The sequence below is a fragment of the Pontibacillus sp. ABV4_188 genome (assembly GCF_056311905.1).
The window spans coordinates 2,511,406-2,531,954 of the sequence record NZ_CM149975.1; the positions used below are offsets into that span (position 1 = coordinate 2,511,406).

Here is a 20,549-nt window from a genome sequence, read left to right on the forward strand (position 1 = left end):
TATGGTGAACGACAAGAGAGGAGGAATTATTTTTGAACGTTAAATCAAAAGAAGAAATTACAGAACACTATTCGATGCAAGAAACGATGCAGGCTATTGAATCATTCTACAAAACTGGGGACGATTCTTATATTTCCCCTGATCGTATGCACATTAATGACGGTAAGAATACCGCTTTATTGATGCCTGCTTTTTATGGGGATTATTACGCCACGAAGCTTGTAGGGGTCGCTCCTGAAAACTCACAAGTGGGAAAAGACACGATCCATGGGCTTATGATCCTTCATAACCGAAAGACGATGGAACCGTTATTACTATGTGATGCAATTGCCATTACCGCATTACGAACAGGCGCACTCGGAGGACTCGGGATATCCTACCTCGCGAGGAAAGATGCGAAAACACTTGGCATTATTGGGACTGGGACTCAAGGGTGGAGTCACTTACAATCTGCGCTTGTCGCTAGAGATATTGAAGAAGTACATATCTTTAACCGAACGAAAGAAAAGGCAGAAGCTTTTAAAGAAAGAGCCGAGCACGCATTCCCAACCGTAACGTTTAGCATTTCAACTGCTGAAACGCTAGTTAGAGCCTCAGATATCATTGTCACCACGACTACCTCAACTGAACCTGTATTACCCAATTTGAGCCCAGCTGAATGGAAAGGAAAATTACTTGTAGGCGTGGGATCCTTCCGGCCTGATATGCAAGAGATGTCAGATGATGTATTAGAGCAAGCAGCGGAAATCTATGTAGATGCACCATCTGCATTACACGAATCAGGAGACATGATACGTGCCAGTGCATTAAGAACCGACCTTGAAGATGCATGGGACTTGGAAAGAATTATTACTGAATACCATACTCCAAAAGCCCCTGAAGAAAAACTAATTGTGTTTAAATCTGTCGGTGCGTCCATTTTTGACCTAGTCGTCTTTCAATCTATTTATGAAAAACTCTATCAATAGAAAGGAGCGTGGTGATTAAATGGAAAAATTAACGAAGAAAAAGTGGAAAGACCCTGGAATTATCATGGTCATCCTTTTATCTACAATCGCTTTGATGTTTTGGATTTGGTGGCCTACTGATACCTACATCGGCGGTATATCTCTAGTAGGATGGGCCATGTTCGCTTGTTTCTTCATATGGCTCGCATTAACCATAATCTACGTGATTTGGATGGAAAAAATCGAGAAGCATGAAGCTGAATAAGGAGTGAGTCTATGCAAATAATGGAAGCTACGATACTTGGAATATATTTATTAATTATGACCGGCATTGGCATATGGTTTGCTAAGAGAGCCCACTCTTCTGAAGGAGATTATTGGACTGCAGGTGGTAAGATTAATAGTTTTGTAGGTTCTTTCGCCTTCTTCGCTGCAGTAGCTAGTTCAAGTTCTTTAATGGGGGCTGTTGGCTCAGGTGTAGCCCTTGGTATACCGTTCTTGCTAGCCTATGGATTTGGTGCTGTAGCCATCCCTTCGTTCGCCATGTTTCTCATCTCTGGTCAAATCAGACGAGCCGGTGTGAAAACTTTACCTGAATTCTTTAAAACAAGATATGGAAAGTCAGTCCAAATTGTATCTGCTATTATCGTTGTCCTTTGTATGACCTTTTATATGATTCCTCAATTAACAGCTTCTGGCCTAATTGGGTCCTATGTGTTAGGGATTGATTATGTAACAGCCGTCATCATATTAGGTCTTGGGTTCACCTTATATGCAGCCCTGGGAGGAATGTGGGCCATTACATATACGGATTTAATTCAAGGTGCCGTTATGGTAATTGGAATGTTGATCTTAACTCTCATTATAGTGATGGACCATGGCGGAGTTAGTACGTTAATCCAAGATGCTCTGGCTGTTGATCCTCAATTTGGTGATGTTACGCAGCCTTGGATGTCCTACTTTGGTTTATTTGTTGCCTTCTTATGGTTTGGAGTAGTCTCCCCTTCAGCTGTCATGAGAAACTTTGCAGCTCGTGATGCGAAAACAGCTCGACGCTCTGCACTGGGAGCTTGTTTCCTGTATGTTACGGTCTTTGTTTTCGGCTTCTTCATCGCTTCAGCAGGTGCAAGTTTAGGTGTTGCAGAATCGCTTGAGAATCAGGATATGATTTTCATATCCGTTATTGAACACTATATGCCACCTATTCTAGCTGGGGTAATGTTAGCGGGGTTATTGGCGGCAATCATGTCTTCTGCTGATGCGATGCTACTCGCTGTTGCCGCCGGTATTGCTCATGATATTTATAAGGAACACATCAACAAAGAGGCTTCCGAGAAGACGGTTACTCGACTAGGTCTTGTCGTCATGATTCTTGCTAGTATAGTCGGAATTATCTTCGCTATTAATCCACCTCAACTTATTGCTGTTATGGTTGGTTGGGTAAGTGGAGCCATGCTCTCGGCATTTGGATTCCCGCTCGTACTTGGATTATGGTGGAAACGCGCGAACACAGCGGGAGCTCTAGCAGGAATGGTAGGTGGTACCGTAACATTTATTATTATGGCACTCCTTCCTTTTGCATTAGTTTCAGAACACCTGGTTTCTGCACCCGTTTCTGCGATCTTAACCATCGGAGTGAGCCTAATGACAGCCTCTCCATCTCAATCAACTCAACTTCAAGTCGATCAGTATCATACCAACATACAAGCATAAGCAGGTGATTCAATGAATGTTACGATTATAGGTGAAGGAAAAATTCAGGAAACAGATTTATCTACATCTATTTATAAAAGCGTGAAGCCCACTTTGCGATGGAACCGTCAATTCAATGAAAAGACAATTCAAGAAGGTATTAAAGAGAAAACTAAAATCTATTATCCTATGTGGATTGTTAAAATGCTGGTTATTGCAGACCGAAAACCGTTTCCTCCGAAAGTAAAGCCTAACATGGTGTTTATCGATGCCATTACAGGGTATCGCGGGTTATTTCCAAACATTCCGCCAACCGCTCAGAAAAAAGTACATGCATCTGAAGTAAAAGAAGCGGTAATCAGTAAGGAAGATCTGTTAGCTCGCTATGTGCCGGATGTGCAGGATAAACAAATCAACAGAAACTACGTGCTTAAAAAACCGAGGTATGAAATTAAAGAAACAGAGTTGGTTTATTTACCTCTTTGGGACGTTGAGTTAAATACTCACTTTTTAACTAAGTCCTACTACATTAACGGAAATACAGGTGAGTCAGAAGAGTTAATGCGAGAACTTGCACAGTCTAATACGTGGAAACTTTAAAAAAAACCTCAAGCAGATTCGCTTCTGCTTGAGGTTTTTTAGTCCAATTTTTTTGATAGATCATACATTAGCTTTTATTTTACGAATGACTTCCTCGTAAAACGTATCCTCATGTGGAACAAAATCAGATCGTCCTAGTCGATTTTCGTAGAGTTCTCTACCCCCATGCCCATCTACCTTAAAGCCATACCCGATGATACTGTCTGTTTGATTGAACCAGAGCTGTTCAAAATCCCTTAACTTTACACGCATCATTCCTGTTACCTCTTCTATCTGGAGATCGAAATCATTAAAATCGTGATTCCCCTTATATAAGAACGCATTTGCATACTCTTTATTAATAATTTGTTGAGTCTCAACTTGATAAGAAAGAATCCCTAACGATATCAATTCTTCAAATGCAACTCGTAAACCTAACTCTTCTTCCACCTCTCGTATACCATCCTCTACCGACTCCTCAGCAAGTAGATGACCAGCAGCTGTTATATCGTATAGACCTGGATAATCTTTCTTATTGGGACTACGCAATTGTAAGTACAGGTATGCTTCTTGATTTATTCTTGTAGTCATCCAGCAATGAAACACCTCATGCCAGTAACCATATTTATGAACATCTGCCCGTGATGCCACCCCAATAGAATTCTTCTCTTTATCAAAGATTCTTAGCTGTTCCTCCATACTTCATCTCCTACTCGTTATCCTTTGCTGCTTCTTCTCTAAAACGTTCAATAAGGTTTCCAGGAGAGGACTCATCATATTCCTCTCGTAGTTTAGGAATGAATTCATTATATAAAACGACACAAAAAATTGCATAAGCTATTCGTTTGTTCACCATAACGCCCTCCGCCCCCTTTGATCCTAAACCAAGTATTTCAAAAAGGAAAGTTGAACTCAACCGCTTACCATGCCTAGTGTAGATTAAACTTTATAAAAATAGAGGGCATGGTTTCCACCAGTGCCCTCTTCCTCTACTTTAATTTCACTCCATAAAATTTCATTTCTGTCATATCCTCTATCGCGTACTTAACCCCTTCTCGTCCGATTCCACTTTGTTTCACACCACCATAAGGGTGATTATCCTGACGATAGGTAGAGATTTCGTTAATCCACACCCCGCCCATTTCAATCTGGTCAGCAACTCGGAAGGCGCGATTAATGTCTTTAGTGAAGACCCCCGCTTGAAGTCCGTAAATCGAATCATTAGCGGCTTTAACTACTTCTTCTTCCGTCTCGAATGGAATAATCGATACTATTGGGGCAAATACTTCTTCTGCGATAATTTTCATGTCGCTTTTAACATTCGTCATAATCGTCGGAGTTAGAAGCGTGCCTTTTTGTTCTCCACCTGTTTCAATCTTTGCTCCGTTTTTCACGGCATCATCGATCCACGTTTTCGCGCGTTCAGCTGCTTCTTCTGTAATCATTGGTCCAAAGTCCGTACCTTCTTCAAGAGGATCACCAATGGTAAGATCTTCGGTTTGGGTTTTATATTCCGATAAGAATGATTCAAACAGGGAATGGTGAACGTATACGCGCTGGGCGGATATACATACTTGCCCTGAAAAAGCAAAGGCGCCTTTAACTAAATCTGTAACCACTTCTTTTACATCCGCATCCTCAAATAAAATGTTAGGCGAATTTGAACCAAGCTCAAGCGTGACTTTTTTAAATCCTGCTTTTTCACGAATTCTTCTGCCCACAGGAAGACTACCGGTAAAGGTTACTTTATGAACGTTGTCATGCTCAACTAGAGGATCACCTAGTTCTTCCCCTAACCCAAGAACTAAGTTTAAAGCTCCAACAGGCAGGCCAGCTTCATGAAAAAGCTTTACGAGCATGTAAGCTGAAACAGGTGTTTTCTCAGCAGGCTTAAACACAATCGTATTCCCTGCTGCAATCGCAGGGGCCAATTTATGAAGGGACAGATTGAGCGGAAAGTTAAAAGGTGTAATCGCTGCAACAACACCGAGTGGCATTCGCTTCGTAAAGCCTAATCGACCTTGACCTCCAATCGCAGCATCCATTGGAATAACTTCACCATTAATGTCTTTCGCTTGTTCAGATGCAAAGCGGATAACTTGTACAGAACGTTGCACCTCACCACGACTAAATTTTATAGGCTTCCCCGCTTCTCGTGAGATGATTTGAGCAAAGTCATTTTCTCTTTCTTCCAACAGATCAGCAGCCTTACGTAGAATATCCGCTCGTTTATGTGCAGGCATCTCTTTCATCGTATCGTGAAACGTTGAAAAACTTACATCAATTGCTCTATGTAAGTCTCCCACTTTCGCTAGAGCCATTTCCGCTACTACTTCCTGATTATAAGGATTCTTTACTTCTAAAGGCTCTCTCGTTTCGTCTTTATACTCTTCTCCGTTAATGATCGAACTGATCCTCATCATGTCACCTCATTCACACGTTATGTTCTTCAGCATTTCGGTTAATTTCATGTTTTCACTGTAATCAACAGGACAATCTATCAAGACTGGACGCTTCATGGCGACCGCTTTTTCAATGGCTGGTTTTAAATCCTCAGCTCGGTCCACACGTATACCTTCCATACCAAATGACTCAGCAAACTTTAGAAAGTCCGGATTCCCAAAATCAATATGAGCAGGACGTTCAAACTTTTTCATCTGGTGCCATTCAATAAGTCCATATCCTTCATCTCTCCATAGTAAAATGACAATCGGTAAATTCAATCTCACCGCTGTTTCAACATCTGCACCGGTCATAAGGAAGCCGCCATCTCCACACACTGCCACAATCGTTTTGTCCCTTTGTGCTAATTTCGCACCGATTGCCCCTGGTACAGCCACTCCCATTGAAGCTAACCCGTTTGAAATGAGGCACGTGTTTGGTTGTGCGGTATGATACATTCGCGCGATCCACATTTTGTGAGCTCCAACATCTGATATGACAATATCTTCATCTCGTAATACCTCGCGAAGGTCAGCAATAATCTTCTGTGGTTTGACTGGAAAGCCCGTATCATTTCTATAGGAATCAAGTTCCTTGAGCGCTTTATTGCGAATCGACTTCGCCCAATCCAAATGACGAGCTTGTTCTGGAACCTTCTCCATTAATTGCTCTAAATTTTTCTTAATGTCTCCCACAACATTTAAAGAAACAGGATAATAAGCATCAATTTCAGCTTCTTCTGTATCAATATGAAGAATAGGGGTTTCTCCTGTAGGGTTCCAGTTTTGCGGAGGAGTTTCAGCCATGTCAAAACCAATTGTAAGAATGAGATCAGCCTGCTTAAACCCACAAGTAATGTAATCGCCTCCGCTCAATCCAGCTGTAAGAAGACTTAAGTCGTCTTTCCAAGACAAGGCCCCTTTTCCCATGAAAGAATGAACAACAGGGATTTGCGTCTTCACAGCAAATTCACGAAGATGCTTGCTTCCTTCGCAACGAGTTACCCCATTACCAGCTAAAATCAAAGGAGAATGGGCTTTAGAAATCAAAAGAGCCGCTTCTTTCAGAACGTCTTCTCTCGCTTGAGGTAACACATGCTCTGTTATGTACAGAGGATCAAGATCCACTTCCATCCCCGCTACATCTTCAGGCAAATCAATATGGGTCGCCCCCGGCTTCTCCCCTGCTGCTAATTGGTATGCTTTCCTTACGACTTCCGGTACGATCTCTCCTGTTTTAATTTGAGCATTCCATTTCGTGACGGGCTCATAGATATCTACGAGGTCGTAATACTGATGGGAAATCTTATGTTGGCGATTCAGTCCAGCCTGCCCCGTGATTGCAATAAGTGGGCAATGGTCCATATTCGCGTTTGCTACACCCGTCAATAAGTTTGTAGCCCCTGGCCCAAGCGTCGCCAAACAGACTCCAGGTTTCCCAGTTAAACGACCGTAAGTTCCCGCCATAAAGGCTGCACTTGTTTCATGACGTGTCGTAATGAATTCAATCTTTGAGTCTTTAATCGCGTCCATCATATCAATGTTTTCTTCGCCCGGAACGCCGAAGATATATTCTACACCTTCATGTTCTAAGCATTTAATAAGCAATTGTGCAACGTTCATATCTGTCACTCCCTAATCTCAGTATTTATAGGGTGTGTAACGAATGAAGTTCTTATTAGTAGAAGGTGAGGGTCTTACACACATAAGCAACTTTGTGTGGAAGAATCGAGGCTGAGGCACTTATGTGTGGATAGGGCCCTTACGCTTGTTGAGTGCTTGGGGTGTCCGGGGTATGACCTTGCCTGAGCCATAAATAAAAAAAGGAAGCCCCGGTACACGTAAGTAGTCCCTTACTGTGTAATCTAAAGTAGGATGTGAAATGTTATGCAAAACATACTATGTGTAGGATCATTACTAACAGTATATATAGCAAAAAAAGAATGCTTGGGTAATAAAACACACAAGCGCTCTTTTTATAGATCATCTTCAACTATCTCATCCGTTAGCTTAAGAATGTTTTTTAGCAATGAAATAAGTGTTGTTCTCTTTATAAATGATTGCATCTTTACTTTTCTTGCTTTTATACAAAGGTGTCCCTTTCGGCAATCCCGTTGCGTCAAAATTGACTTCATTGAGTTTTCCAGCCGTATCCAAATCGGCGAGATCTCGTTTAACCTCTCCAATCTTATCTCCTACATTCCTTTCATTTACCTCTATACTAGTTAGCTCATAAGAAATATCATTATACTTTACAAACTTGAACGCCCATGATGTTGTTCCAGCATTTCCTTCCTCATCCAAAGTAGTCTCCTCACTTGTCCCATGGTTACACCCGACTAAAAATATTAAGAATAGAATGAGATAAATAAAATTCTTACGTTTCATATAAACCTCCTTATGAAAATAGTCGCAGTGCTTCCAGAGAAGTTTCATTGAATCTATTCAAAACTTATGCTCCGATAATGTAACAAACGGGTACTATTGTTCAACAATCGTCACCCGTTTGTTTAAGTATATTTGAAACAGTTACCCTAAGTAATTATGAAAACACTAAACAACTAGAAACATACTCACTATCCCCCAAGCTACGGTACTCCATATCCACCAAATTACGGACTTAGCTTTTGTTGAACTTTCCTCGCTTTCTATAGTTGCTTTAATAAAAGCGACCTTAATTTCCATACCTTTTTTCAAAGAAATGAGAGCGACAAATCCAATTATTGTAAACCCAATAGTTATCCAAATCAATAAGTCCATTTTTTACACCTCTTTTTTGGTGGATTCAAAAACATTCTGTCATATCATCTTGTATAGCATTCCTTTAGACTATACAAGATGATCGTTTTAACATTTACATTCCATATCTTAGAAGGAGAAAGCTACTCACCCACAAAACAATGGCAACTTGTGTTATGAAATACATGACATATTCAAATGTTGTGAGTTTTCTTTCTCGCTTCGTTTTTTTCAACTGTCTAACATAAAATAATGAACATAACAGCAGTATAGCTATCGATAGTTCATATATGTTTTCTAACACCTGAATCAAAAGCCCCCTCCTTTAATAAAACAATGAACGAATCTCCTTCAATAATCGCACCGAAAAAATTAGAAGGGATCAATACTTCCTTATATAATCCATCCGCCCTTGAACGAGAATTCCTTTTAGCCCAATATCCACAAAGTTTCCATTATATTCATTTTACCACAACCTTACCAGTATATGGTTTAATCAGAACTGACCGGGGCTCAAACAACTGGAAATCAAATAAATTGATAAGTTCATTGCTTTTGTATATCTATCAGTCGATTTAGAGGTTTTTTAGCGTTACTATAGTATATAAGATAAAGAGCGTTCTTCAACCAACGAAGTAATTAAGGAGGGCTTTCATGCTTTGGGTCATCACACAGAGTAAAAAAAGTTTAATAAATGTAAAAGAGGTTACAGTTAAGGGTAAGAATATTGAAGGTGTTATAGGTAGAAGTTTTTTTACCGAGCGGAGCAGAACTCTAGGAAGATACAACTCGAGCGAAAGAGCAACTGAAATTCTTAATGAACTATACAAGAAAATGGAAGAGGGGAATAATCTTCCGATAACTTTTAAAATGCCAGAAAAATAATAATTGATCTTAACGTAACATGAGTGTAATCATGAGCATGTTCTAGTAAGGAATTTGCTCTTTTTTTTGCGGTCAAAACCCTAAAAAATGAGCATCAAATTGCTAAGCAATCTAACACTCATTTCAGAATATCCTTTCATTTTTTGATCTAAATTTGAACGACTTACTAGTAGCCTTGCACTCTTTCCAGTATTTATTGACCGTTTGTGCTTTAGCATTTGTTCCATTCGCATACTCAGAGAACATATTCTGATAATGCACTAGAACCTGGAATGGACTTCGCTAGTCAACCTAATGACTCCTTGCATTCACTCCGCTCGTCACTTTATACACAATACTGCTAAACGCAATCTTGATAGGATATAATGACAGAATGATCGCCACAATCACACTGAAGGTCTTCATCACCCCTGTTACGTGCAGTATATCATTGATTATGTAACTAGCTAATTGAAGAAGACCATAGACTATGGTGACGGCCAACACAAACGTAAACAATAGGAGCATTACTTGTCGTATGGACAGTTGTGTGATCTTTTTCCATTTCTTTATGCTACCGTCGTGAATGGAAAAAGAGATATACGCCATTGGAGTTAATAATAAGTACCAGTTTGAATAACCAACTACGACCCATGAAATCCCCATGACCAAAAATAAAAGCCATCCAATTTTGTTAAAAATATTACTTTTCACTACATCACCTCATAACACTGTGTTCGGGGGTTACACCATTTACAACACTATGATAATAGCTTTTGAAACAGCGTGAAAGTTATTATCCCTGTAGACAAAGACCCAGCAGATAGTAACGGTATCATTTTCCACCAGTTTATTTCTTTTGAAGGTTTTATAGCCTCTTTAGAAACGATTATCCAAAGTGCAATCGATACAATTGATATTATAAAGATTCCTTCTGTAGACACAATGAACACCCCCATCACTCAAATTACATTATGTATATTGAATACGAACTTGAAAATCACACACTAGGTTTACTCAATTAACGAAATGTCTCCATCCTTCTGCTAGTCAAATAGAAATTCCATTTTCCGACTCTTCGTTTTCATTCCTAATGACTCATAAAATTCGATCGCAGCAGCATTCCCCTCAGAAACTCCTAGTTCTATCCCATCAACTGAAAGACTCCGACCAAGATCAAAAGCATGCTCCATTAACTCTCTACCAATCCCCTTCTTCCGCTGCCCTTGTAAAACGGCTAAACTTTGAATCACTAAAACTTTCCTAGCTTTAACAAAAGAATTTTCGGTTATCTCCTCTACCTTCATCACGCCTACTCCGACGATCTCATCCTCTATTGTACCGACATAAATATGGTAGGTTTCATCATTCAGTTGGTGTTCAAAGAGTTTTAACCCGACTGGATTTGAATGATCATTATACAAATCAGGCCTGAGGGAAACATGTAAATCGTGGACCTGGCTAAATAGAGTCAACAATGACTCATAGTCGCTTACTTCGGCGTTTCGAATCACGAGCTTCATAGCCCCGCCCCGCCTAATTCTTGAATCATCTCAACCCTGTTCCCAAAAGGGTCTCTAAATTCGAACCGATCATAACCAGGAATAGGAATACCTTCTATGATTTCAATTTCATGTTGTTGGAACACACGCTTCCAGTAAGAGAGATCCTCAACCTGGTACGCTAAATGGGCTTTTGTTATTAAGCGATCAAAATCCTCCTCTGTCCCAACGTGAACCTCTCGATCTCCCACTTCCAACCAAAACCCTCCTCGCCCTTTTAAGGATTCAGGCTTTTCCTTCTCTTGTAGACCTAGAAGATCACAATAAAAGTTCTTCCCCTCTTCTTCTGCCCCTTTAGGAATCGTGATTTGTGCATGGTGTAATCCAAGTATCATTGAATCCCTCTCCTATAAAAGATCTTTTTTTAACATCTATATACATTTTATCTCTTCAGTAGTTATATGGAAAATATTTAATGATTATTGGGGGTGATAAGTTTTAGTAATAGAAGAGACAGAAAGACAAGTCTCTATAGATCTCACTCATTCCACTAGCTACTAAAAGGGTCCTCCACCTCCACCTCTACCATTACCTTTTTGAAATTCAGTGAGTTTTTCTCCCCTTTCTTTTTGGTCTTCCATTTCCCTTTGCGGTTTACCTTCCCACTGCTTTGGTGGATGTTCTTTCTTTTTTTTAATGTCTTTATACTTTGAAATAACAATTATTAACACTGTTAAAATTAAGAACATAATAGCGGTAAGGGTTTCCAAGGGGCATACCTCCATTTCCGTTTCTTCTTGTTCCATTAACTCTTTAATACTCTTATACCGCAATTGCTCATACTTATCTATTGTTATATTTTCAACAACTAATATTCTATCTTTTTCAATTTCTACCACATATCCCTCGATCTTACTACCGCCCTTTAACACAATAGGAGCTTTTGCATCGACAACGTCTTAGTATACTATTGAACCCTTTAGTGGAAGAAAAAAGATTAAAGCCTCCCCCTATCAAAACCTTTACTGTTCACTTGAAAGGTCAATAACCTCTTCTTTTTCATTCCACTCAATTGTAATGACAAAGTCCTCTGATTCTTGGGGTGTGTTACAACCAGAACACTGAGAATTCGCTCCCTTATAAATTCCCTCATCCAACCTTATATCAGTTCCTGCTTTCCCATTATCAAACTTATAATTAATTTGCTCCGGGGGGTTATTATTACCTATATATCTAATCTCCAAGTTTGAAGATTGGGTACTTTCACTTTTAGTAGATACATAATATGTAACCTCCCAATTATGGCTTTCTCCTGTAAAATCATACTTATTTTGGCTACATGCGATTAATGTGATGGGTAATAGAAGTAATATAAAAATCTTTTTCATAAAATCCCCCCTCTAAAAATAAAGTGGTTTATGCTCACAACTAGCTTAACTAACCCGCTACGCTTGGATAGTAAACACTTCAGATCTTATTTTAACATTAAATCCTATATATTTAATCGAAAATTCTGATAATAAACAAATCAGTACATGTTTATGGCATTTTAAAAATGTAGGCTTTGGCAGTATGTTTTTTGTATATAAAACTGACCACAAAATAAAAGTTTTGTATACAACTTTGCATATTTTGCGGTCTGTTCATTTACTGTTTATTCCAGGTATGCGCCCGATTGCGAAAGACTTGAATTTGAGATAAACTCCATTAAATGATAAAGATTGTGAAGACCAGAATCAGTAAACTTACAATAAATGAGAGCCTAACTTGCCTTTTGTTATCAAGCCTATCTTTTTTAAATTTATGAATTACACTCAAAACAATGAGGTTAAATATATAAAGAAAATAATAGAGAATTAAATAAACTCCCCAACGATTATTTTGTAAGACTTCATTTAATGGACTCATAAAAAATGCACTTATAAATATTATTAGAGATACTCCCCCAATTAAAATTAATAAAATATGCATTTTTCCCCATGCTGGATGACTCAGGAATGTGGTACTCTTCCTTGACTGAAGAAATAAAAATAAATTGAACCCTCCCAGTATTAGCGCTAGAAAGAGTATTGTCATTAACATAGGTGGCATGGTATTAACAGCTGAAACACCTATTGGAACTGAGATGCTTTGATTAAATACTTCCGCCAGATATGGTAACACCCCTAAGAATATCAGTATTAATATTTGGTAAAATGTCCAACGCGAAAAAAACATTGTTTCACTCAGTCTCCTTGTATCTTCTAGTAATTCTATATACGTACACACCTTAACAATGTTTCATTAAAATTATTATTCTTTATACATTTGAAAACCAGTTTATTTATCCACTTTCCTAATAAACATACTGCCAAAACCTACATAGAATAAATGCCATATACCCAATGTAAAAGTCTCATTTGAATTTCATCTGGTTATCGTATAAGGGGAATTGTACCGTTTTAAACACAGCAGTATTAATTGGTGGATTAGTTCAACAAATGTTAGGTAATCATGCCACCCGTCTTTTAAACAATGTCACCACTTGAGCTCATCCAAAGCATACTTGGTCATTAGAAGAGTGAAACCACAAGGACTAAGCTAAAGAATCAAGCAAGAATTATATAACAAATGCTATTAAGAAAGAGCAGCGTCTTATGACTAAGTAGTTCAGTTGTGAAGTAGAACACACCAATTCTCAAACGAAATAACAAGGTGAATCACATAACTTTTGACAGCAAAATCGCACAAGAAAACGCAAAGGTTTATGTTCCTCTGCGTTTTCAATGATTTATTGACTTTCTTTAACTAAAGCTCCCTTTAATAAAAGACTTGAATTCAAAATATCAGTAAAGAGTTTTGTAAATAAGTACGTATGTATATCCGGCAAATAGTACTGAAATTATTTGCTAGAGCATTGCTCGAACCTTACTAAGTTAACAAAACCAGATCAAAACCTGAAAGGAAAGGAACCTAAGAAAACAGAAAGTCAAAAGGTGCAGCGCGGCATACTTGCGATCATGCTCGCACTTAGGATTTTGATGCCGAAAGTCCAGTAGTGGTTAGGAGCTTGACCGTTAGAGGATGAGGGGGGGAATCCTCTTCCTTTTATTGTGCTTTCGACCCTCTCACAACCGTAACCGTATTCATCTTTTTCATATTAAACGTGTGAACAATAATTCCTAAAATAATAAACAAAACGCCTACTAAAGCAATTCCTGTAGGGAGCGGACTCGCTAACATTAGCATTTCACCTGCGATCACAAACAGAATCTGCGTCGACTGCGTGGCTTCCACTGTAGCGAGCTTTCCTTGGTGATGCTTCACGCGATTCGTCGCGATGAAGAATAGTGTTGTCGCGATAACGCCTGAACAGATTGCGACGATAAACGATTGCGTCACTTGACTCGCGCTCGGTAAGCCAACTTTGACGACTGCTACCCCGCTAATAATCAACCAAAATGGTAAACTTGCGATCGTCATCCCAAGTATTCTCTGAAACGTATCGAGCTTTCCTTCACATAACTCCATCATCTTGCGGTTTCCGAGTGGGTATGCGAACGCTGCTAAAATGACAGGACCGATCCCAATCATAACCTGAACGATCGTGAGCTCACTCGCTTTTTGCTGTTGAATCAATAGGACACCGATCAAGATGATAAGCGAAATGACAAGGGATTTTGTTTGGATGCGTTGTCGTCGTTTCACGATGCCAGTGGAAGTTCGTTCTACTTTGAAAAAGAAAGGAGCGACGAGAATCCCACCAATAATCGTGAATTGCCATGTACCAGCCACTAACCAGCCTGGTCCATATGTTGCAGCGTACGTTAGAGGGGCGTAGAAAAGGACGAAACCTACAAAACTCCACGTCAGCCATTTCCAAGGTTCCTTTTTTAGTTCGTTAAAAACTTGTTTTCGGTTGCTTCTCATTAGTACAATGAGGAGTAGAAAGGGAACCATGAAGAGGAAACGAAGGGAAGAACTCCACATCCAGCTTCCACCTTCAAGTTCCATCGAGCGGTTCAAGATAAATGTAACGGCAAAAAACATCGACGAAAGAATACCGAGGGCTATCTCTTTCAATAAAATCGCTCTTTTCTATATAGTATAGTTAATAATATGTATATTATAGTATATGTAGTGAGATGTAAAATTGTTTGATGGAGAGGGTATCATATGAGTGGAAAAAATAACTGGGAAGATCCAGAGAAATTATCGAAGCAAGTCGGTGAAACGCTACGATCGATTAGGAAGGAACGAAACCTTTCGTTATCAAACCTAGCAGAACGAACGGATGTTAGCAATCTAACGTTAGGGAAAATTGAAAGAGGAGAAGCGAATCCATCATTAACGATTATCTGGAAGATTGCAAATGGCCTCGCGATTCCGATTTCATCGCTGCTCGCTGAAAAACAAGACGTGGTAATATCAAAGAAACACGAAGGGCAGAAAGTACTTAGCGCAAACGAATCTTTAGTCCTGGAACCGATGTTCAACATGAAGGGGTATGGTTCATTAGAAACTCATCGAGCGTTTCTTGAGCCTAACAGCAAGTACAGTGCAGATGCCCATCAGCAAGGTGTGACCGAGTACATCACTGTGATGGAAGGACGTGTGAACGTGAAAGTCCAAGATGAGATCTATGAGTTAGAACTGTATGATTCGATCAAGTTTCAGGCTGATCAAAATCATGCTTATATCAATCCAGACTCAGTTGGGGCCGTTCTACATTTCGTGATGATCTATACGCAGACATAGAAAACGCTGCCGATTCGGTAGCGTTAGTCTCCTTTGTTGAGATCGAATATCTGTCAAAGCGTGTTATCATTTACAATTTGATCATCAAAAATATACCTTTGCGATACTCAAACGTATTTGAAAATCCCATTATTGTTTCAAATCTGGCTATTATCTCGAATTCAAGTCTTCAACTAACCTGCCCTAATCATTAACAAGAAGGCAAATGTTTTGTTAAAGAATCGCCTCTGTTTCTTTAAGACTTGAGTTCTAGATTTATCTTGGGGAGTCTTTTACTTTAGCACCCGTTAGCTTAATAAGGTTTATTATTTTTGCTTTTCATAAAATTCTTTTTCATTTTCAGTAGCATCTAATATTTCGCTATCACAACATAAATCTGTCTCATAAGAAATTTTAATAAAGACGGTATCTTTATTGCTTCCTTTTAATAATGTAACTTTCATGCTCTGGTTAGATTCACCTTCTATATTTTCGTCAATATAGGATACCTTTGCTTTTTTATGCTGATTAGCGTAAACATACGTGGTTCCCTCTTCTAACGTTAAACTATGGATTCTTCTATCCTCAGAGTCTATATTGATCAACCATTGGGTAACGTCATCTGGGATTTCATCTTCTTTGGAAAGGTATTCATAATCGACTATGTATTGATCGTTATTTTGTTCGAAATCACATGCACTTAAAATAAGTAAAGAAAGCATCATAATTGCACTGAAATATCTCATAAACATCTCCTCTCTTCCTATAATAATCAGATGAAAGCCTGATTATTTTGCGGATTGGTCATTTAACCCGCCCTTTGATTTAATGAGGAAGGGATAATCTTCTTGTTGAAGTAAAGCTCCCGTTAGCTCAATAAGCATTTCTGTATAAACTCATTAATTATTGGTAAATCAGGCGGACTAATATTAGAAGGAAGTTCACTTAAATAAAAAAACTTTAATTCTTGAACTTCTTTTTCCTCTCTTCTTAATCCTCCTTCATAGTCCCTACATATGTAAGCTGTCACTACATTATATACTTCATCTCCATGAGGGTATTTATAGTAAAAATCTTGTCCTGAAAAAACATTTAATAAAGTTAAATTATTTGCTGTCAAACCAGTCTCTTCAAATAATTCCCTTTTAGCTACTTCTTCTAATGTTTCTCCCATCTCTAACGAACCGCCTGCTAACCCCCAACGATTATTGTCCTTACGAAATTGTAATAATAACTCATTATTATTATTTACAAGAATTACACACGCCCCTGACATAATTAGAGGGCGACTACCTACAATTTTTCTTAAATTCATAATGTATCCCATAACATCCTCCAATTATGTTTATTCCATTAATCTGCTCCTTTGTCACAATAAGATTGCCGCCTCGACAACTCCTTATCTCACTATTGCACCCGCTAGTTGAAATACCGATACTTATTTTGAAATTCCTTCTTCAACTTAAAATCAAGATAAATAGATAAACCCCCAGAAATAATTAGACAAGTGTAAGTGATGTATACCAGGGCACCGATATAATAATCATAGATAAAATATGAAATGCTGCTTAATACTGTACTTAATATTCCTAACAATAGAAGTACATTCTTGAATATTTTAATTACCTTCATGCAATTTATCCCCCAGTAATGTTGTACTACTCTTTTCTGTTTCACTAACCTGCCCCGTTAATGGAAGATGCGATTTCTCTTCTTCAACAATCGCACCCGTTACTTTAACAACCGTTATTGCATTTGATTTACTAAATCGAGTAGTGTTTGTTTAACTTCATCTGTTTTTAAATCAGTTCCAGTAAATTCAGCAGAATAAAAAATATTATTATTCACCCATGACACAGTACCCGAATGCCATTCTGATAACTTTTTATCAGGGTGAAGAAAATAAACATCTTGGTTGTTATCCAAAGAAATTTTCTCTGCTTCACTCTTAAATGAATTTAATATCGACATATCAAAATCCCTTGCATAGATACTTAATAAACTATCATCATCTTTTGAAGTTGCTCTTAATTCAATTGCTATATCTTTTCCGTCTTCGGTGTCGTTCCAATCCGTAATAAATATTGGTTGAAACTGATTAAACGTACTTGGAATTTCTGTTGGTACTTTTAATTGAAAAGGCAATGATTTAATTGCTACATCTAATGATTTTGCTTTATAGTGTGTTGCTTCTTCATTGTTGGCACTTTTATCAACTTCGATATTTTTTATATCTAAGGTTTTATCATTATTTTGACAAGCAACAAGTAAAGTTAAAAAGAATAGAATTAAAAATTTCCTCATATAACCCTTCCCACCTAATAACCTAATCTTAACATTAAAATCCATTTCTCTTATTAAAGATTACTGCTTCGTTAATGAAAGAAGCGATTGCTCTTCTTCAGCAATCGCACCCGTTTGTTTAAGTACATTTGTTCACAAGCTAACAAAAATGAAATGCATATTTTTCTTAAACCACCCTAATCCTTTAATGCAGTAAGAGTTCCTGAAACGCTAGCTTATATTCTTTAACTCTTGTACCGAATTTTTTAATTATATCCTTCTTATATTTATTACACCCCAAGAAAACAAACAAGTAATTCCAATAAAAAAAGCTTCTATTGTATATGATTCAAAGTCATTCATATGTACAGCGAAAAAATCAGATGTACTTGCAGAATAAAAATAATACCAAACCCACAAGTAAGTAATTACAGATATGCCGAAGTGTATTAAAGGTCCGATAATAACTTTTTTAACAGACCATGCTGACAAGGTTCCCAATAAGATTGCAATTGGTATTTCAATCACTTCAAGTGCATAAGGATTAAACCAAGTAGATGCACTTACCATTAGTAGACACCTCATTTATAATCTTAAATTTTGAAACTAAAGTGCATTCTTAGCACAATATGAACTGCCAATATCAAGAACTCCTTGATCCACTAAAGCCCTCTTTACTTTATTAAGAATTAAAACTTTATGTATGTTGAATTTCGAATAAGTCTTGATTTCTTTGCAACTACTCCATATTCAATATAAACTTTTTGTAGAAACTGGGCACTATCTCATTAATAAAAGTAAGCAGGGTATCATTTGCAATTTTCTCACACTAAGACATGTTTGTACTTTAACAGATAAAGAGTAATTCCCAGAATACTTAAGACCATTCCTAAGTAAATCGGCCATATATTGTCTTCTTTTATTCTTCTGAAAGTAGATAATGCGTAGAAACAAAAGACCAACGATAACAAAGGGATTACAACATAATTATTTCCAAATGCAAAACCTAAACCACTTAATAACATAGATAATATTCCTTTGTGGTTCTGTTTTGGTAAGGAATCAAGATACTCTTTTTCTTCCTCATTTATGTCATCATCCAGAAAGTTATACCTAAACCACTCGTATATGCTTTTGATACATATCACTATCCTTTTACTGTCTCAAAATTTTGTTAATGGATTCGTACCACTGGGCCTGCGCTGAATACATTTGTTGTATTCTCCCTTCATACTCATTAGCTACTCATGAGAACCTTCTCCTACTATTAACATTGTCATACCCGCTATTGTCAACAACATATAGAGTACAAACATATTCAATAAGAGTTTCCCCATCGACAACTCCTATTCTTTAACAATCGCACCCTTTAGTGAAGTAAGTTCCCAAATAATAAAACAAACCCCAGAAAAGCTGATAAACCAAGTGTTACTACTATTGTGGATATACTTCTTGCCACACCTTTCCAAGTCCTAACGCCTGAGAAACCGTACACACCAAATAGAAGGGTAAATAACGTAGCAGATAAAACTATGTTTAAAGGGTGAATTCCCCATATGTTACTTGTAAACCAACCTGAAAAAGAAACAGTTAGAAACAAAATTAAACAAATAATTGAAGAGATAAATGACCATATGTTTATTTTTTCTTTCATCTTACTCCTCCTAAAAATCTTTATTCAACTAAACCCTCTTTAACACAATAGGAGCTGCCGCATCGACAACTCCTTATTTCACTATTGCACCCGTTTGTTGAAGAACAATATTATCTCCAAAACTAGAGCGTTACCAAGGTTTCCACAAAAAGAGACCTCTTAATAGAAGTCTAGATTAATTTGCTCTTAGTTCATGCTGTTTCTTACTTTTTCAGGGATCATAACTACTTCTGTCTTCAAGTCATATGGCTTAAAGGTTTCATCTATACATTCATCCCAGAACTCTAAATGTTTTTTATCTATCCAATGATCCGATTGCTCTACTTCTTGTCCGCCTTCACCTTGTACTGAATGCCAGTATAAAAACTCTTCTCCGTTTAAATGCTCTCTAAAAATGGTTTCAACATACATTTTTTCACCTTCTAACGTAAAGAGAACATCTTTCATATTATCGTTCAAAAACTTTAACCATTCATCCACTCGTTCTGACTTGCCCTCTTTAACCCTAAATCTCGTTATTTCTACGTTCACAATATACTCCTCCCTTTTTTGGGTTTCAAAACCCACTGTATTTTAACAGAAAATTTAGAAATTTATTATTAAAAAGCACACACAATCTCAATTTCCACTTAGTTTTTATCTCATCTTTGATTAATCGAACCTGTTATTGTACCCGTTAGTAAAAAGCGGTCGTCCATTATTGAACAATCGCACCCGTTAGTTTAGCAACACTATTAAACGCATTTTAATATGAAGGCTATGCTTAAGTTAATGTTCTATTTTAATTAAATTTAAAATAGAACTTCCTTTTTCCAGGAAGTCCTTTTGGCATTTTCACTTCCGACCTATATGAATGGCTACTCAGGAATAACCTTATAGCTCGGATATAAGACTAGCTATATGATATAGCTGTATCTACAATTAAAAGAAGAACAGTTAATGTCGCAGCTATTCCCCATATACCCATTACTGACCGCTTCTTCTGACTCCCGCTTAACTTTTTACTATACATTACTTCACTAACAGCTGTAAAAATCCCTAATAAAGATATGCAAATCCAAAAGACCATAATTCACCTCCTAACCACACATAATAGGTATTAAAACTAAGCTCTCAATTTTAGATAAACTAA

General features: G+C 37.7%; 27 protein-coding genes. 7 read left to right on the forward strand and 20 right to left on the reverse strand.

The window, feature by feature from the left end:
- Positions 1 to 32: 32 nt before the first annotated feature.
- From ACYX4O_RS12935 to ACYX4O_RS12950, 4 genes are read left to right on the forward strand one after another with little or no spacing between them, the layout of a single operon-like run.
- Complete coding sequence (locus tag ACYX4O_RS12935) at positions 33 to 968, forward strand: ornithine cyclodeaminase family protein (RefSeq protein ID WP_476351486.1); 936 nt, start codon at positions 33 to 35, stop codon at positions 966 to 968.
- A gap of 19 nt (positions 969 to 987) precedes the next feature.
- Complete coding sequence (locus ACYX4O_RS12940) at positions 988 to 1,212, forward strand: hypothetical protein (protein ID WP_188655810.1); 225 nt, start codon at positions 988 to 990, stop codon at positions 1,210 to 1,212.
- A gap of 11 nt (positions 1,213 to 1,223) precedes the next feature.
- Positions 1,224 to 2,660 (forward strand): sodium:solute symporter family protein, encoded by a 1,437-nt coding sequence (locus tag ACYX4O_RS12945; protein WP_476351487.1) that lies wholly within the window; start codon positions 1,224 to 1,226, stop codon positions 2,658 to 2,660.
- 12 nt (positions 2,661 to 2,672) lie between these two features.
- Complete coding sequence (locus ACYX4O_RS12950) at positions 2,673 to 3,239, forward strand: hypothetical protein (RefSeq protein WP_476351488.1); 567 nt, start codon at positions 2,673 to 2,675, stop codon at positions 3,237 to 3,239.
- A 60-nt stretch (positions 3,240 to 3,299) separates the two neighbouring features.
- On the opposite strand, the gene ACYX4O_RS12955 is transcribed toward ACYX4O_RS12950, so the two are convergent.
- The 7 genes from ACYX4O_RS12955 to ACYX4O_RS12985 form a co-directional block, all read right to left on the reverse strand.
- Positions 3,300 to 3,917: an NUDIX hydrolase gene (locus ACYX4O_RS12955; RefSeq protein WP_476351489.1), complete on the reverse strand. Its 618-nt coding sequence runs from the start codon at positions 3,915 to 3,917 to the stop codon at positions 3,300 to 3,302.
- 10 nt (positions 3,918 to 3,927) lie between these two features.
- The gene (locus ACYX4O_RS12960) at positions 3,928 to 4,074 is read right to left on the reverse strand and encodes a hypothetical protein (protein ID WP_476351490.1); all 147 of its coding nucleotides are present in this window, start codon (positions 4,072 to 4,074) and stop codon (positions 3,928 to 3,930) included.
- Between the two features lie 133 nt (positions 4,075 to 4,207).
- Positions 4,208 to 5,641 carry an aldehyde dehydrogenase family protein gene (locus ACYX4O_RS12965; protein ID WP_476351491.1) on the reverse strand — a complete coding sequence of 478 codons (1,434 nt, stop codon included), beginning with the start codon at positions 5,639 to 5,641 and terminating at the stop codon, positions 4,208 to 4,210.
- A 6-nt stretch (positions 5,642 to 5,647) separates the two neighbouring features.
- Complete coding sequence (locus ACYX4O_RS12970) at positions 5,648 to 7,282, reverse strand: acetolactate synthase large subunit (protein WP_476351492.1); 1,635 nt, start codon at positions 7,280 to 7,282, stop codon at positions 5,648 to 5,650.
- A gap of 387 nt (positions 7,283 to 7,669) precedes the next feature.
- The gene (locus tag ACYX4O_RS12975) at positions 7,670 to 8,047 is read right to left on the reverse strand and encodes a hypothetical protein (protein WP_476351493.1); all 378 of its coding nucleotides are present in this window, start codon (positions 8,045 to 8,047) and stop codon (positions 7,670 to 7,672) included.
- Positions 8,048 to 8,212: 165 nt separating this feature from the next.
- Positions 8,213 to 8,419, reverse strand: a complete 207-nt coding sequence (locus tag ACYX4O_RS12980) for a hypothetical protein (RefSeq protein ID WP_476351494.1) — start codon at positions 8,417 to 8,419, stop codon at positions 8,213 to 8,215.
- A gap of 94 nt (positions 8,420 to 8,513) precedes the next feature.
- On the reverse strand, positions 8,514 to 8,711 hold the full coding sequence (locus tag ACYX4O_RS12985) for a hypothetical protein (RefSeq protein ID WP_476351495.1): 198 nt from the start codon (positions 8,709 to 8,711) through the stop codon (positions 8,514 to 8,516).
- Positions 8,712 to 9,052: 341 nt separating this feature from the next.
- On the opposite strand from ACYX4O_RS12985, the gene ACYX4O_RS12990 reads away from it, so the two are divergent.
- On the forward strand, positions 9,053 to 9,283 hold the full coding sequence (locus tag ACYX4O_RS12990) for a hypothetical protein (protein ID WP_476351496.1): 231 nt from the start codon (positions 9,053 to 9,055) through the stop codon (positions 9,281 to 9,283).
- Positions 9,284 to 9,574: 291 nt separating this feature from the next.
- On the opposite strand, the gene ACYX4O_RS12995 is transcribed toward ACYX4O_RS12990, so the two are convergent.
- Positions 9,575 to 9,976: a disulfide bond formation protein DsbD gene (locus tag ACYX4O_RS12995; RefSeq protein ID WP_476351497.1), complete on the reverse strand. Its 402-nt coding sequence runs from the start codon at positions 9,974 to 9,976 to the stop codon at positions 9,575 to 9,577.
- A gap of 72 nt (positions 9,977 to 10,048) precedes the next feature.
- Here ACYX4O_RS12995 and ACYX4O_RS13000 point away from each other — a divergent pair, with 72 nt between their 5' ends.
- Entirely contained in the window at positions 10,049 to 10,273 is a 225-nt protein-coding gene (locus ACYX4O_RS13000) for a hypothetical protein (RefSeq protein ID WP_476351498.1), read from the forward strand.
- 35 nt (positions 10,274 to 10,308) lie between these two features.
- Here ACYX4O_RS13000 and ACYX4O_RS13005 read toward each other — a convergent pair whose 3' ends face one another.
- From ACYX4O_RS13005 to ACYX4O_RS13025, 5 genes are all read right to left on the reverse strand, one after another.
- Entirely contained in the window at positions 10,309 to 10,785 is a 477-nt protein-coding gene (locus ACYX4O_RS13005; RefSeq protein WP_476351499.1) for an N-acetyltransferase family protein, read from the reverse strand.
- The gene (locus ACYX4O_RS13010) at positions 10,782 to 11,159 is read right to left on the reverse strand and encodes a VOC family protein (RefSeq protein ID WP_476351500.1); all 378 of its coding nucleotides are present in this window, start codon (positions 11,157 to 11,159) and stop codon (positions 10,782 to 10,784) included. Before ACYX4O_RS13010 ends, ACYX4O_RS13005 begins: the two co-directional genes overlap by 4 nt.
- Before the next feature lie 162 nt (positions 11,160 to 11,321).
- On the reverse strand, positions 11,322 to 11,663 hold the full coding sequence (locus ACYX4O_RS13015; RefSeq protein ID WP_476351501.1) for a hypothetical protein: 342 nt from the start codon (positions 11,661 to 11,663) through the stop codon (positions 11,322 to 11,324).
- Positions 11,664 to 11,786: 123 nt separating this feature from the next.
- Positions 11,787 to 12,152: a hypothetical protein gene (locus ACYX4O_RS13020; RefSeq protein ID WP_476351502.1), complete on the reverse strand. Its 366-nt coding sequence runs from the start codon at positions 12,150 to 12,152 to the stop codon at positions 11,787 to 11,789.
- Between the two features lie 1,699 nt (positions 12,153 to 13,851).
- Positions 13,852 to 14,826, reverse strand: a complete 975-nt coding sequence (locus ACYX4O_RS13025) for a DMT family transporter (protein ID WP_476351503.1) — start codon at positions 14,824 to 14,826, stop codon at positions 13,852 to 13,854.
- A gap of 93 nt (positions 14,827 to 14,919) precedes the next feature.
- On the opposite strand from ACYX4O_RS13025, the gene ACYX4O_RS13030 reads away from it, so the two are divergent.
- Positions 14,920 to 15,501 (forward strand): helix-turn-helix domain-containing protein, encoded by a 582-nt coding sequence (locus ACYX4O_RS13030; RefSeq protein ID WP_476351504.1) that lies wholly within the window; start codon positions 14,920 to 14,922, stop codon positions 15,499 to 15,501.
- A 305-nt stretch (positions 15,502 to 15,806) separates the two neighbouring features.
- On the opposite strand, the gene ACYX4O_RS13035 is transcribed toward ACYX4O_RS13030, so the two are convergent.
- From ACYX4O_RS13035 to ACYX4O_RS13065, 7 genes are all read right to left on the reverse strand, one after another.
- On the reverse strand, positions 15,807 to 16,232 hold the full coding sequence (locus ACYX4O_RS13035; RefSeq protein WP_476351505.1) for a hypothetical protein: 426 nt from the start codon (positions 16,230 to 16,232) through the stop codon (positions 15,807 to 15,809).
- Positions 16,233 to 16,348: 116 nt separating this feature from the next.
- Positions 16,349 to 16,807, reverse strand: coding sequence for an NUDIX hydrolase (locus ACYX4O_RS13040; RefSeq protein WP_476351506.1), 459 nt, complete (start codon positions 16,805 to 16,807; stop codon positions 16,349 to 16,351).
- Between the two features lie 419 nt (positions 16,808 to 17,226).
- Positions 17,227 to 17,784, reverse strand: coding sequence for a hypothetical protein (locus tag ACYX4O_RS13045; RefSeq protein ID WP_476351507.1), 558 nt, complete (start codon positions 17,782 to 17,784; stop codon positions 17,227 to 17,229).
- Between the two features lie 249 nt (positions 17,785 to 18,033).
- On the reverse strand, positions 18,034 to 18,333 hold the full coding sequence (locus tag ACYX4O_RS13050; protein ID WP_476351508.1) for a hypothetical protein: 300 nt from the start codon (positions 18,331 to 18,333) through the stop codon (positions 18,034 to 18,036).
- 799 nt (positions 18,334 to 19,132) lie between these two features.
- Entirely contained in the window at positions 19,133 to 19,417 is a 285-nt protein-coding gene (locus tag ACYX4O_RS13055) for a hypothetical protein (protein ID WP_476351509.1), read from the reverse strand.
- A 186-nt stretch (positions 19,418 to 19,603) separates the two neighbouring features.
- Entirely contained in the window at positions 19,604 to 19,948 is a 345-nt protein-coding gene (locus ACYX4O_RS13060) for a DUF6176 family protein (protein ID WP_476351510.1), read from the reverse strand.
- A gap of 361 nt (positions 19,949 to 20,309) precedes the next feature.
- A complete protein-coding gene (locus tag ACYX4O_RS13065) occupies positions 20,310 to 20,486 on the reverse strand; it encodes a hypothetical protein (protein ID WP_207527600.1) in 177 nt (58 codons plus the stop codon).
- Positions 20,487 to 20,549 lie beyond the last annotated feature (63 nt).